Origin of the sequence: Pedobacter sp. KBW01, from assembly GCF_003852395.1 — a bacterium.
GTDB lineage: Bacteria > Bacteroidota > Bacteroidia > Sphingobacteriales > Sphingobacteriaceae > Pedobacter.
The window spans coordinates 258327-272371 of sequence record NZ_QAJQ01000004.1 but is presented as its reverse complement, the minus strand read 5'-3'; the positions used below and the strand labels follow the sequence as shown (position 1 = coordinate 272371).

At 36.0% G+C, this 14045-nt stretch carries 16 protein-coding genes; 9 read left to right on the top strand and 7 right to left on the bottom strand.

Features of this window, described 5'->3' with window-relative positions:
- Positions 1-2 precede the first annotated feature (2 nt).
- A complete protein-coding gene (locus DBR40_RS04915; protein WP_124558643.1) occupies positions 3-1526 on the top strand; it encodes a TlpA family protein disulfide reductase in 1524 nt (507 codons plus the stop codon).
- A gap of 50 nt (positions 1527-1576) precedes the next feature.
- Here the strand turns inward: DBR40_RS04915 and DBR40_RS04910 are convergent, their stop codons facing one another.
- The 7 genes from DBR40_RS04910 to DBR40_RS04880 all read right to left on the bottom strand — a co-directional run bounded on the left by DBR40_RS04910 (position 1577) and on the right by DBR40_RS04880 (position 6847).
- On the bottom strand, positions 1577-2644 hold the full coding sequence (locus DBR40_RS04910; protein ID WP_124558642.1) for a hypothetical protein: 1068 nt from the start codon (positions 2642-2644) through the stop codon (positions 1577-1579).
- Between the two features lie 60 nt (positions 2645-2704).
- Positions 2705-2935 (bottom strand): hypothetical protein, encoded by a 231-nt coding sequence (locus DBR40_RS04905; protein ID WP_124558641.1) that lies wholly within the window; start codon positions 2933-2935, stop codon positions 2705-2707.
- A gap of 93 nt (positions 2936-3028) precedes the next feature.
- A complete protein-coding gene (locus tag DBR40_RS04900) occupies positions 3029-3487 on the bottom strand; it encodes a MauE/DoxX family redox-associated membrane protein (RefSeq protein ID WP_124558640.1) in 459 nt (152 codons plus the stop codon).
- A 121-nt stretch (positions 3488-3608) separates the two neighbouring features.
- Complete coding sequence (locus DBR40_RS04895) at positions 3609-4241, bottom strand: hypothetical protein (protein ID WP_124558639.1); 633 nt, start codon at positions 4239-4241, stop codon at positions 3609-3611.
- Between the two features lie 5 nt (positions 4242-4246).
- Entirely contained in the window at positions 4247-5179 is a 933-nt protein-coding gene (locus DBR40_RS04890; RefSeq protein WP_124558638.1) for a response regulator transcription factor, read from the bottom strand.
- Between the two features lie 23 nt (positions 5180-5202).
- On the bottom strand, positions 5203-5784 hold the full coding sequence (locus DBR40_RS04885; RefSeq protein WP_124558637.1) for a GNAT family N-acetyltransferase: 582 nt from the start codon (positions 5782-5784) through the stop codon (positions 5203-5205).
- Between the two features lie 169 nt (positions 5785-5953).
- The gene (locus tag DBR40_RS04880) at positions 5954-6847 is read right to left on the bottom strand and encodes a LytR/AlgR family response regulator transcription factor (protein ID WP_124558636.1); all 894 of its coding nucleotides are present in this window, start codon (positions 6845-6847) and stop codon (positions 5954-5956) included.
- 226 nt (positions 6848-7073) lie between these two features.
- Here DBR40_RS04880 and DBR40_RS04875 point away from each other — a divergent pair, with 226 nt between their 5' ends.
- The 8 genes from DBR40_RS04875 (at position 7074) to DBR40_RS04840 (ending at position 14045) form a co-directional block, all read left to right on the top strand.
- Positions 7074-7466, top strand: coding sequence for a hypothetical protein (locus DBR40_RS04875; protein WP_124558635.1), 393 nt, complete (start codon positions 7074-7076; stop codon positions 7464-7466).
- A 338-nt stretch (positions 7467-7804) separates the two neighbouring features.
- Positions 7805-8974, top strand: a complete 1170-nt coding sequence (locus DBR40_RS04870; protein WP_124558634.1) for a hypothetical protein — start codon at positions 7805-7807, stop codon at positions 8972-8974.
- A 137-nt stretch (positions 8975-9111) separates the two neighbouring features.
- Positions 9112-9417 (top strand): hypothetical protein, encoded by a 306-nt coding sequence (locus DBR40_RS04865; protein WP_124558633.1) that lies wholly within the window; start codon positions 9112-9114, stop codon positions 9415-9417.
- A gap of 310 nt (positions 9418-9727) precedes the next feature.
- A complete protein-coding gene (locus DBR40_RS04860) occupies positions 9728-10003 on the top strand; it encodes a hypothetical protein (protein WP_124558632.1) in 276 nt (91 codons plus the stop codon).
- A 287-nt stretch (positions 10004-10290) separates the two neighbouring features.
- A complete protein-coding gene (locus DBR40_RS04855; protein WP_124558631.1) occupies positions 10291-10881 on the top strand; it encodes a hypothetical protein in 591 nt (196 codons plus the stop codon).
- Positions 10878-11861, top strand: a complete 984-nt coding sequence (locus tag DBR40_RS04850; protein WP_110829269.1) for a toprim domain-containing protein — start codon at positions 10878-10880, stop codon at positions 11859-11861. Before DBR40_RS04855 ends, DBR40_RS04850 begins: the two co-directional genes overlap by 4 nt.
- Positions 11862-12593: 732 nt before the next feature.
- Entirely contained in the window at positions 12594-13634 is a 1041-nt protein-coding gene (locus tag DBR40_RS04845) for a DNA cytosine methyltransferase (protein WP_073233028.1), read from the top strand.
- A gap of 9 nt (positions 13635-13643) precedes the next feature.
- Entirely contained in the window at positions 13644-14045 is a 402-nt protein-coding gene (locus DBR40_RS04840; protein ID WP_073233027.1) for a plasmid mobilization relaxosome protein MobC, read from the top strand.

Here is a 14045-nt window from a genome sequence, read left to right as displayed (position 1 = left end):
GTATGAAAAATTTAATAGCTATTTTTTTAACTATAACATTGTATTGCGGAAAAGTTAATGGTCAATTCAATGAACCAAAAAGTCCAACTTTTTCAGGCACTTTTCAATGTATAAAAGAAACTGTTCCGGATAGTATTTTAATAGTTTCTTACCCACAGACGGTTATGAAAAATAAAACCAGTCGAACTATTAAACTAGATAATGATGGAAACTTTAATTTCAAATTGTCTGAAATAAAAAAAACTTCATACATAAGGATGATTGCTTATAACGCAGGTCGTCAAACCATAATAGGGTCATATTTTGTGGAACCTGATGATAATGTCACTATAAAAATAGTCGATCATCCTAAGAGAGAATGGCTAGGAGGATTACCTATAGCAATAAATTTTATTGGCAATGGTTCTGAAAAATATAATATGATTGAGAAACTGCAAGATCAATATCAAGAGTATAGAAAGCAATTAAAAACTATAAAATTTGATTTGGTCAGTGATACACCAAGTTTATCTTATATCCTTAAAAATGTAACAGACCTTTCAATCAGCTTTGCCCAAAAAAAAGAAAGATTGATAAATGAAAACAAAACAATTAATCCAGACATACGAATTTTATTAAATAATGAATATGGTATGTATTATAATAGCTGGCTAACTATAATGGAAGGATATATTAATGAATTTAAGCATTCTCCTAATCTACTTACGATTGTAAGAGCATATTTTAACAAGTATCAAAAAACGTTATTTGTTAAACCTAGTGAAGTTAGTGTAATATCGCCTATTTATATCCAAACCCTTGTATTGGGTTTAAAGTCAAGCATTAAAATAAATGATACAAATGGAAAAATTGATCTAAAGAAGTATTACTATTTAGTGAAAAACAGCTATTCAGGATTGATACAGGAAAGGTTACTTACAGAGTTTTTTACAACCCCACAGTCGCTAATTGATATTTCAAATTTTGACCAAAATACTTATGATACTTTGGTAGTGGATGCAAGCAAGTTTATTACTAACCCACTGTACAGTAATTTAATATCAGAAAAAATTAAGTTAAAAAAAGGGGGCAAATTATTTGATGCCGAATTTATAGATCTAAATGGAAATCCTTTCAATACGGCAAGTCTAAAAGGAAAAATTATTTTGATTGATATTTGGGGCGAAGGTTGTACCGCATGTGCAATATTTCATCAAAAGTTCGAAAAAGAAATTTATCCCGAATTTAAGGATAATAAGGATTTTGTTGTCCTAAGTATTAGTGTAGATACAAAAAAGGATAAATGGCTCAACGGAATAAAAAGTGGAAAAATGAGCTCAAATCACTATATTAATATTAGTACTGGTGATTTAAGCATAAGACATCCTTTTTTAAAATATTACGGCATCTATGCTATACCTTTTATTTTATTGGTTGATAAAGAGCATAGAAATATTGCTAATCTTAGTAGCGTTGGCTTAACTCTAAAGTCCAATGAAATAATAGATATGATAAATAATGCCCTTGGTAATTCCAAAGCTAAATAGGTCATTCACTTACATAATTACCTTTATTTGAATTTCTTAAATAAAGGTAATTATGAATTTTGAATAGTGTCCGTTAAAATAAAGGTTATAAGGTAATTTTCATAGATAGCGACAAGAGTATTTCCAATCACCTCAATTTGTTTGGGCTTTAATCCTTTAAATTTAGGGATATAAAAGCTATGGACATACTGTTTTGAGCTTATAGAATATACATCAATTGGTTGATTTTGGTAAAAATCTTTAGCAGTTTCATTATCAGCTTTTATGTTTGATAGTATATAAATAAGACCATCATTTACACAAAATCCTCTGTTCACAATATTAGGAGGTTTTATTTGTTTTGTTTGTATTGCCTGCCGTCCATTTTCCAACTTTAAATCTTCAACACCTAAATTTATTTTAGCTGTACGAATTGTATCTATTGTTTTTATAATTTTGATTTTATGTAAATTAGTATCAAGAATTAAAAATTCTCCCCGGTACGCATACAAATAATAAAGATTTGCTCTTTTAAAATCATATTGAAGCCATCCATCCGTACAAAATATTCCATCAACCTGTTTTGGTAAGACATATTTATTGATAGTAGTGCTTCCTTGATCGGAAAGTGCTACCTTTTCGAGCACTCTGTTGTTTTGACCATTAATACTTTCCCTTGTTCTTATTACTAAAGACTTTTTTGAAATAACATGGGCTTGGTCGAAGTCTAGTCCTGTGGAATAAAATTTAGTTTGATTATCAAATATTAAGATAATATCTCCTCTTGGATTTTTTATATACGTATTTGTTGGTTGCGTTCTTACTTGTGTGTGCTTTATGTTAGTATCAAATGCTTTTGGAACTTCGATTTTAATTTTATTTAACTTTTTCAGGTCAAAATCTGCGCTGAATACAAAAAAAGGATTGTTAAAGTTTCTAAGCTTTATATCATTATTTGGTATACCAGTTAAAGAATAGAGATTATTATCTAATTCAAGTGAACTTTTAAGGTCAACTCTAACATCTGCAAAGTGCCTTTTGAACCCATTTTCATTTGAATATCTACTTATCAATGGAGGTGTAATAATAATAGCTGACGTTATTAGTATTACTGCAAAGATGATAGCCAATTTTTTCATTGTGTCGATTTTAAATGAGCTATTCTTTAAAAGAATAGCTCATTGATTTGCAATGCCGATCTAAGGATTGTATTGCGTAACCAGTTGAGTTTTATCAACCCTAGTTGCTGGTGTTTGATTTGTTGGAGAAGTATAAATGTCACCAGAAATTGATGAACATTCTAATTGAGCTTCTTCAATACAATTAAAAACTGGCGTTCCACCTGTTCCATAATATGTATCAGCTTTTACTGTATATGCACCACCAACGGCAACTACAGCTAATACGGCAACGAAAAATAACTTTTTCATGTTTTTATAGTTTTATTTAAGTACCTACTCTATTTCAGGTTTTCGGTTTCTCCTGATTCAAATTGGCCAATAGGAATATTTTTATAACGGAATTTACTCCGTCTTTTTCTCATGGATTTTTGTTTGGATTAAAATTGCAGTAACACTAAGAATCATAAAAAATATATTAAATATCAGGTGTTGATCCCAACTCATTTTCTCTAAAACTCCACCGCAACTGCATGGAATGCTATCGGTAAAATATAAAATCGCTATAATGTATGCTGTAAACATTGACATCAGACCTAAAGTAGCATACAAGCCAAGCATTGTTGTTCTTGGGATCACTAGCATGATGGCAATAATGATTTCTGTTGATGGAACTAGCCAAACTAAAATAAAAGCGAAGTCTGTTATAATGGGTGATTTAGACATTTGTAACTCCGATTTTTCATAATCTAATAGTTTACTGGAGGCCGCATATAAGAAAAGTAAAAAAAAAGCATAACATATAATATCTACTATAACCTTTTTATTGAATAGCCGTTTGGTTAAAGCCAGTTGATTTTCCATTGATATCGTTACCTAGTTCTTTAATTTGTTTCTTATTTATGATCATGCTAAAGCAATCATTAACAACATCAAATCTCAGTTGAATATTTCTTTAAAAAATATCCCGTGGGACTTTTTTAAATCAATTATTTTTTGTATCAAAATTAGAAACATCAATATTCCTATGGTTGCGATTGTAAAGAGATTTTTCCGCACAATATCTGGATGGGGTCATCTGTAAAAATGAAGCGCAGATGTGATTGGGCAACATGTTCATTGGGTAGTGTAATGCAAACTGCTCTATCTTTTGTCCATCTTTGAGAGTCATTATCCAAACGCGCCACGTTTCTAATTCCTGTTCGTTCAACATTACATATTGCACGAGATCAACGGTTTCAGGAAACATTTTTATAGAACTAAAATCTTCCTTTTTAATGTAGAGCAGTTCCTCGCCCTGAATAACGACAAATTTTAATTTAGCAGGTTTATTCTGAAAAAAGCTAGCTAGGTCTGTAAATATATTATCTGGCATATAAATTCTTACGACGTTTAAATTGCCACTTTCATTATAGGAATAGCCCGCGATAAAACAGTTTATACTAAACCAGGCCCGAATTGCGTAGTCAGGTGGATCTAAAAAGACTGCTTTTGGATTTTCTTGTTGAATGAATAATAATTCTTTTAGAGCAACTCTAAAGGATACGGAAAAAGGTACCCATTTATAAAGTACATCAAGCAGTCTATTTATATATCTCGTTCGTCTATCATCTTCCATAAGCGTTAAATCAAATAAATAAACCCTAACCTCTGTTGAAGTGCTGTTTTTCTATTTACTTCTGTTTTTACAAAAATGTGTTGGATATGGTTGTTTACAGTACTTTCCGAAATGAATAGTGCATCGGCAATTTCTCTGTAGCTAAATCCCCTGCACAGTAAAAGGGCAATTTCCCTTTCTCTTCGGCTAAGGTTAAATAGTGCACAATAATGCTCGAATAGTTCGGCCCTGCCATTTTGCTTTGCCTTTTTTGTTGCAACTTCCAAACGGGTAGCCTTGATGTTTCTGGCAATAAATAAAATACTGATTATAACAAAGCCCAGATTTGTCACCAAAACTTCCACCCACTGGGTTATATTGAAATATGAAAAAGCCGTCATGCAAATCCAGGGGCTTATCGCTGCATATACAGAAGTCATTTCCAGCCAATTATAAGGATGTGGTGAGCATTGCCTTTCCTTTATTTTAAGCCTGATGGCATTAAGCAGATCATAAAAAACTAATAATGAATAGATCGCAGGAACTACAAGGCCATAGCTTGTTGCATATCTCAAATCTCCTTTTAATGGATAAAGAATGACAAAATAAACAACAAAGGGTGCGAGTAAAAACAAGATCACTCCATATATCGCGTGAAATTTCAGGGTATTTAAATTGAAAGCCTTATAAAAGTAGAAAGGGAAATAAGATGCCATTAAAAAACCGCTTCCGTAGGCAATAATATTTTGTAACTGGATAGGGAGGTTAATTTTAGGATCTGGAAAAAGTCCACCGGTTATATTATAATTGAGAAGTAACAATAATAAAACTAAATACCAGAACCTGCGTCTATCCTGCGGATGTGACAGCCAATAAATGAGTTGATAAAAACACATTCCAAATTCTAGAATGCAGAAAACAAAAGTAAGAATGTGTAATTCTGAATTGAACAGTACCATATCTTCGTTTTTTTAAACACTGTTTATTCATTTTTAAGCATATTGTTTTTTAATAGGAAAAACTTATAGCCAAAATCCATTTTTCCATAAATAGTAAAGCCAAACCGTTTGTACCAGGGCAGATTTTCTAGGGTAGATGTCTCCAGATAAACGGGCCTGCCCATTTGTTTTGCGTCAGCAAGCACTATTTGAAGCATGGAGCTACCTTTACCGATACCTTGTTGGTAAGGATGCACGCCGATAAACCACAAATAATAAAATGGTGTGGAAGGATGATATTTTTTTATGTCCTTTTCCCGCTTTAATATTTTGTTAATATTTTTCAGGCCAATTACCTGAAAGGCAAGCTTAATATCCCAAATCAAAGATTTAATAGACGACTTCCTTTTGTCAGGCAAAAGAACCAGAGCGCAGGCACTTTCATCCTCTGACAGAAAAATCTTACCATATTTACTACATACCTTATATGCGTATTCCATTAACAAGCGAATACGAGTATAGTGCAGAGCATTATCACAGCATATATAATTTACACTTTTGTTGCTTTCAAATGCCAATAAGAGAATTTCGACAATCTTTCTTTTATGTTCAGTTTTAGATACCATAGGAACCGAGCTAGGGACTACAAGGAAACCATTGACTTTGCATTGCACGACATGATATGTACAATTATTAAAGGGAAGTTGGTCATTTTATTGCAGAACTAAACCTAAAACATTCGTTATGAATGCTGATTGGTAGTTTTAAGATGGTGAACTGTAGATTGATCTATAATCAGGAAAGTTTAAACATTTCAAAACGTTGTTTAAATCCATCAAACCTGTCTCTGCTTACCAATAATGAAACATCAATATCCAAATGGTCTTTTAGGATTATGTTGGCCTGTTTATTTTTAACCTTTTCATACCCTTCTATAGCAGCAAAAGAAATCATTACCGAACGGTTGATCTGGTAAAATGAGGAACTGTCTAATAATCTTGCCAATTCACTTAACTTTAAATCCATATTGAATTTACGCCCATCCAAAAGATATAAATATCCAATATTCTCTTCCCGTTCGAAACATACCACTTCATTAAGCTCTACCTGGATAATTCTCTTTCCTAACTTGGCTTCTATCTTTTGAGCATAAAAACGTTCCTGCTCTTTCTGATCATTTAGAAAAGTAATGTAGTTTTTCAATCCATCGTTCATTTTTATACTATTCCGATAATTTACAGCAAAAAACCACGCTATATATAATGAGTTCATAAAAAGAACCATCCATCTAACAATTGGAAATTCTATTTCCATGTAGCCACTTTTACCAAAGTCGTTGTTAAATGCATCAAAATAGGATTTAACAACAGCGACATCAAGCAAAAGCACCATAACTACACCAAAAACAAACTGCATCACTACCCGCAGCCACCATTTGGTTGTCCACGGGACGTATATGTCTAATTTCTTTGTAGCATAATGTATCCATAACATTAGCAAAAATGTAAAAGGCCAGCTAAAGGCCATCGCCACCTGATAATTAAACTGATGGACAAGGATCAGAACAGGCTTCTTTTGGCTTTCGGTTACAATAAGATGGGCGATAATCAGCGAAATGAGTAGGATAATCGACCAATGGAGATATTTTACTTTACTGTTGTTGTTAATAGCGAGAAATTTAGTATACATATTTAGGTCAATAGGGAAATAAATCACAAAATTAAGCACTTTTTTTATATCGCTTTTTCACACACAAAATTGTGACATCTACCATTCGCTAATCAAAAACTACCATTCACCCTTTAGGCTAACAACCCACAGTTCTATTGCTGCTGTTTATAATAGTTTTGAGCCATCAATCAGGCCCTGCCTATTTCCCTACGCGCATTTATACAACTACTAAATATATAATAACATGAGTAAATTCCCTTTAACCACCGCTGGGGTGCAAGACCTAATGAATGAACTGTATGCTCTGCCCCAATCTGAATTGCAACTAGAAGCTGATGCCGTTGGTGCTGATTTTCGATTATGGGTCAAGAGCCATTTTGAGCTAAGCGAAACCCAAATAGTATATCTGGATGGGATTGATGAAAGATGGGTTAATGACGCTGCCGAAGCAACAAAACATTTTCTTGAAAATCGACTACCCATCGGGTTTTTCAAAGAACAGGCTAAAAAAGCAGATGATGGAGACCGGGGTAAGCTTTTAGACCTTGATAAAAGGAGTATAAGTAGTTTTTCCGAAGAAGAAGGTTATTTGTTGAGTGAAAAATTGACATATACCATAAGTTATCCAATCCTATAGCTATGAATTGATCCTAAATCACATAAAATATATTAGCTCCTAAGAGCATTTAATTTAGCGGAGGTATTCGAAGGAATATGCTCCGCTTTTCTTTTTAGATGGTCTAAAATTCTTCAACCTGATGTGCATAATTAAAGCTTATCCAATACAATGATATTTTCAAAACACACAATCGGCGGAGCCAATATCCTTAACTATTGAAGTAGGGAGAAACCACTATTTACAAATTTTGGTTGTTTTGCCCTATTTTATTCAGGTTGGAGAGTTTACAATTTTGACTTGCAAGACAAGGCCATGTCATTTTGCTACTGAAATTATACATCTTAAAAATCCCTATCATGAACGTATCTTTTAAAATCTTTCATTGGGCTGATGAAATTATTCATCCCAAAGCATTAATAAACGACCAGATCACTAATGATGAACTTTTAAAATTAGAGAATGGCTTTTTAAACCAGTTAAAAAAGGATTCAGAGCTTATTTTCACTGAAGCCAACTTTTCGAAAAAGCGTATTTTATTCCAGGTTAGACAATTGATCAACCTTAGCAATACAATTTATGGCTATTTGTTTCGGTTGTCGCCCGCTTGGAAGAGAAAAATTCATTCCTCTCAATTAAGACAAATCTATTTACGTCTTTTGGATGCTCTGGAAAAAGTAATTCTAAATGTTCAACAAATCATGCCTGAAACATACTTTGAAATTCCTGTCACGTATTATGGAATGTCGCTGTTAAAAATGCAAATTAAGAAGGCCGTAGGTAATTTTTCAATCGTTCTGCAGCAGTTGCAAATTGACAAAAAATTGTATGATCTACTAATGCGGGACTTTTATATATTTCTAAACAAAAAAGAAATTACAAGGTACGAGATTGATTATATCATAAACCTTATAAAGGAAGTCGAGTACACAAATGTTTTCGATACTCTAGAACTGATAAAGATTTTGTTTTTGCATGGCTTTAATCCCAGGGACTTTTTTTATTACTATACAAGCGACCTAAATAACAGGCTTAAGTCTGTTCCAGATCTTCACGACCAGCTACAAGTAATAATATCCGAGCAAGATCGATTTTATGGGCTGCCTGAAAGTAAATTAAAGATGTTCTCGTCCTTATCTTCGATCGAGGGCCAATTCAAAGCATTTCTTTCCCAAAAGAAACGTAGCTTAAAAGAAGTCATTAATTTACGAAGGGTTATTATTGAAGATGAACAAGGTGCAAAAACAAAAGGCAGACTAAAGGTATTTTTATCGGTACCGCAGCTTAGCTTGTTTATTCGTGTTCTTATTGAAAAAGGTCTATTGCCGAAAGAAAACATTGGAGAATTATTCAATTTCTTTGCAACGCATTTTTCAACCCCGCAAACATCTTTTATATCGGCAGAAAGTTTACGTAAAAAATCTACAGACGTAGAATTTTCAACCGCACAAAAGCTAAAAGGCCACCTTATTGGAATGCTTAATTGGCTGAACGAAAATTACAACCTTTCAAATTACAAAAACTCGTAATTTTTTTACTTTTTAAATAGAACATTTAGGCAGGGGGTGACCATTATTTGGTCATCCCCTGTCACTGTTTTAGCCCCTCTCTAATTTTTTGCTTTGTTCCGGAAATGATAGTTAAACCAACATTTTAAGGAACTCTTATGAAGCTGAAAGACCTGTTTTATCTGTTGAAAAATGCTGCCGAACAAGGAGTTAACAATGCCCTGTTAGAGAGTGGACAGCTACAGGAACAGCTTAGCAAGGCAGAAGCCTATAGGCTTTTTGGTCGTGGCAATGTAGACCGTTGGATCAGTGAAGGTCTGATAAGTCCAATCCTAAGCAAAGAAAGAGGTTCCAGAAAATCCCTTGACCGGAATAAGTTAGAAGCAATTGCAGCTGCTAGCAACCGGATTACCTATTTGCCTGTGGCAGATAGGCAAGCTACTTCATTTCCCAAAGGTCTTTGACGTATAGGGATGAAGCATTAACCCGCCTAAGAGCCGGGAAATTTTGCGAAAGTGAGGTTAGGTATCTATTCTATTTTTCAGGCTAATACTGCCTGTTGCTGGAATGGATCAAGCACCAATAGCTGAAAGCGCATTGGCAGGCCGAGGAAACTATCGTGTATAGTTCCCAAGTGGCCCGTATCGTAGGATACGACGCTAGTAGTCCCGAATTAATAAACCGGCAAAGCGGATTATAGCGGGTTCGATACCCGTTGCCGGTTCTCCAGGGAAAATTCTATTCCCTATCCCATTTCTATTAAGCTAAATCTTTATGAATATTTTATTAACCGATCACCAGCTTGGAATATTATTGCGCGATGCTGCCGAAATGGGTGCCAAACTAGCGCTGTCCAGAACCGGAAAGATAAAGCCCTATCTGAACAAGTCAGAGGCATTTAGACGCTACGGCCGAAAGAACATTGAAAGATGGATCGATCAGGGTTTAATTACCCCACGTAAAGATGGCAACCAATCTGCTGCCTGGCGCATTGATCGTATCGAAGTAGAAGCAATCCGAAAATCGCTTGATGCAATGCTATATATCTGAACAATTTTCCATTAAACTTAAATAAGACCATGAAAACTACATTTTTAAATGCGGGTTCCATTAGGGAACAGGTACCCCTATGTGCATTGTTAAATCACTTGGGGCACAAACCAGCCAAAATCAACGGCGATGAACATCTTTATTTTAACGTATTAAAAAGCGCAGAAAGCAAATCAATCTTTCTTGTAAATGACCAGTTAAATATCTGGTATGATCGTTTGACAAAGAAAAGTGGCAATGTAATAGATTTCGGCATTGCCTATTGGCCTGACCTTAATCCGGACCAGGTGACAGAAAAAATCAGCAAAATTCTTCAAATATCAAAACAACCCGCTGAAATTCAGACAGCAAATAACGGTAAGAGAAAAAGGCTTCCCGTGAAAATTCCTTTCTATCATATTGAGGAAATAAAACCTGTAGGGTGTAATATCGAAATTACGACTTACCTGCAATCGCAAGGATTATGGGAAATTTCAATAGGCCATTTAAAGGAAGTCTACTATTATGTGGTAGATGAAAAACGCAGGCGTAAAGAATTTTTCGCAGCCGGGTGGCAGAATGAAAACGGCGGTTGGGAAGTTAGGGGCAAAAATTTTTCGGGATGTCTAGGGCATAAAGGGATGACTTTTATTCCTGGTAGCGAAAACATCCTGATCTTGTTTGAAGATTACCTTGGCTATCTAAGCTGGAAGTATGCCAATAAACTGCCTGGCCCCAGCATATTGATTTTAAATTACCCTGAATTTTTAGAAGCCGCAAAAAAGAGGATTGCCAAATTTCATGAAGTCGCTGTTTTCTTTGGAAAACAACATCTGAATGCAGAGCTCTTATCTGCAATTGAGGGGGTAAATCCACGTAAAATTATTGTTTTGCAATGACAGGGTTTTTAGATATGTCAACATTGGAAAATATTTCCATTGTCGATTTTTTATCCCGTTTGGGCCATCAGCCTGTAAGGAAGATTGGCAGGGAACACTTTTATCATAGTATGCTCCGGGAAACCAAAAAAGATACCCCATCTTTTACTGTTTGGGATGCTGGCGGTAAGTGGATTGATCGCGGCGGTCCTGGGCAAACAAATATTAAAGGTGGTGGTATTGTGCAGTTAGGCTTGGCTTATTGGCCCCAATTAACCTTTGTTGAAGTCCTGCACAAGATTAAAGAAGTCAGTAACTTGGATACCTCATTGATCCCTGAATATATACCACCTATAAAGTACGCCCATGAAAAGGAAGAAGAAGGCTATAAATTTGAATTGGTAAATACCAGGCCAATAGGCTCAAACTATGTACTGACACAATATCTTAAATCAAGGGGTATCCTCGACGTAGCAAAAGGTTATCTAAGCGAGGTTTATTACCGACATAAAAGCGGAGCGGGAGATCGGCGGACATTTTACGCCATTGGCTGGCAAAATGAACATGGCAATTGGGAATTTTCCAATGCAAAGGGTTTCAAAAGCAGTGTTGGTGCCAAAGGGATTTCTGTAATTAATGGAAACCCGGATCACATGGTACTGTTTGAGGGAAGGTTTGATTTTTTGAGTTGGCTAAAAGAAAAACAGCCTCATATTATGCCTACAGTCATCATTTTAAACACGATAGTTTTTTTGGATAAAATCATTGATCGTATTAGTAATATTCCAGTGGTTGACGTTTATTTTGACCATGATGGACCGGGAAGAAGGTGTACTGCTCAATTATTGAAGGAGATACCCCATGCGGTTGACCGCTCTTATGAATATCAAGGCTATAAAGATTATAACGAAAAAATAAAAAAGGAAATGGAGCCGCCCGATTATGCCCAGAAGTCCGCAGATCAGGAAACAAGGAATTTTGGAACAAGCCCAAAACGTTAGCATTACTCTATCTATCAGACTATTTGCATAGGCAGATATTTAAATATTCAGCCTAATGTATCGTCATCTAACTATTTATTTAATAATCTAAATATATAACTATATGGATATTTACACATCCTTTAAAGCATTGCTTTGCATGCCTATCTATCCATATATATGGATAGATGGGAATACAGCCAAACAACTATACTCATATCTGCCAATATGGATTTATTGCTATCCCTTTATTCCCATACCTGTTTATCCGTTAATATGGATAACTGTTTATATTATTAATAGCTATCTAATAATATAAACAGTTATCTAAACAGATGTTGGGTCTTAGTTTAAAACCTATTCTCATATATGGCTAACGAAATATTAGTCTCAGATACACCAAAAAGTGCCTTTCGGGTATAAACGGTATAATGGCATCTTTTTGTTTTGTTTTGGGCAAGTTGTGTTTTTGTCCGTACAGCCCGCCTTCGGCTGGTCTGTGGACAAAAACGAACTTGCCTTAAGCTGCCTAACCCCGTTGGGGAAAGGCAGTTAAGGAAGAAAAAAGGTCGCAACTCCCTTTTTTTCCGGCAAAGCGTTCATATCACCGTTCTAAGGCAATCGCCCAAATCCAATTTCTAACCCTTAAAATTTAGCCTATGCTAATACGCAATTCTATCATGACGAAGGTCGTAATGCCTTCGCCGTGCCCGTGTCTTACAATGCTTAGCCACGAATTTAAGAAAGCCGCCTATGTTTAGACACGGCAGCCTATTCAGCGGTATCGGCGGGTTTGACATCGCAGCTACCTGGCTAGGATGGCAGAATGTTTTTTCCTGCGAAAGGAATCCTTTTTGCCAAACCATTCTTAAACATTATTGGCCAAACACCCTTCATTATGACGACATCTTTCAATTCAGCGCAGCTCAGTTTAGAGGACACGTTGACATCATCTCCGGGGGATTTCCCTGCCAGCCATTCAGTCAGGCCGGAAAGCGAAAGGGCAAAGCGGATGACCGCTATCTCTTCCCAGAGGCTTGCCGAATTATTAAAGAATCACGACCTCAGTGGATTGTTCTTGAAAACGTTGCTGGCCTCTTCAGCATTCTCGAACCAGACAGTCTTTCTGAAATGGAAATTAAAGCGGTTGAGCTTTTTTGTCAGGACAGTAACCAACAAGCGGACAGTACCATTATCAGACTCCAGCGAAGAGTTATCGGAAGCATTATTTCAGAAATCAGTGCAGCAGGATATGTATTACCGCAGCTTAAAGATGGCACACCAGTCGTTTGTTGTATTCCGGCTGCTGCCCTTAACGCCCCGCACCAGAGAGACAGGGTCTGGTTTGTTGCCCACACCAACAGCGACAGAGATCAGCAATATGGGAGTTACACTAGCGCAAATAAAAGAAGGCAGACAATTGGCGAACCGCAAAAACGCGAAGGGAAACGGAGGTCAAGTATCTTTGACAGATTTTCTGGTCTACTACACACTTCAAACCCAAACGAAACGGTACAAACAGAAACCGGGGAATTTGCCAGCCTCCATATTGGAACGTCTGATCCGAATTTTACCCACCACAGCACAGATTGGCAATACCAAATTCCCAGCTGGGAGACATGGCCAGTTGAACCCCCGTTTTGTGGCGGCGATGATGGGCTTCCCAGCGAATTGGACGGAATTACCTTTTCAGCATGGAGAGCCGAAAGTGTAAAAGCTTACGGTAATGCAATTGTACCACAAGTCGCACTAGAAATATTCCGCGTTATCCAGTCCATTGAGCAAAAGCCTTAATTATTAACTATGGGGAACAGCAAGAAGCTTACTGACAAGGGGTTTGTACTTAAAACCCGCCGTTTTGAGTTAAGATTAAGCGAGCAGGAATTGCAGCAACTCATAGAGTTAGAAAAATCACTAGGTATCAGTCGTGCCGATATAGTTCGCATCCGGGTACTACAAAAAGCAACCAAAATGCTTGTGAACAGTAAAGAACTGATGAAACAACTAAATGACATCGGAACAGAACTTGGCCGATCAGGTAATAATATAAACCAATTAGCCAGGCACGCCAATATACTTCACAAACAGGGCATGCTAAGTCAAAGTATTTCTACTGAATTTAATAGTCTTTTAGGCAAATACATCGCCGTACTGCAGGAGCTCGAAAAAAGTATTCGCCAAGTCATCCGCTTAATGAAAGGTTAA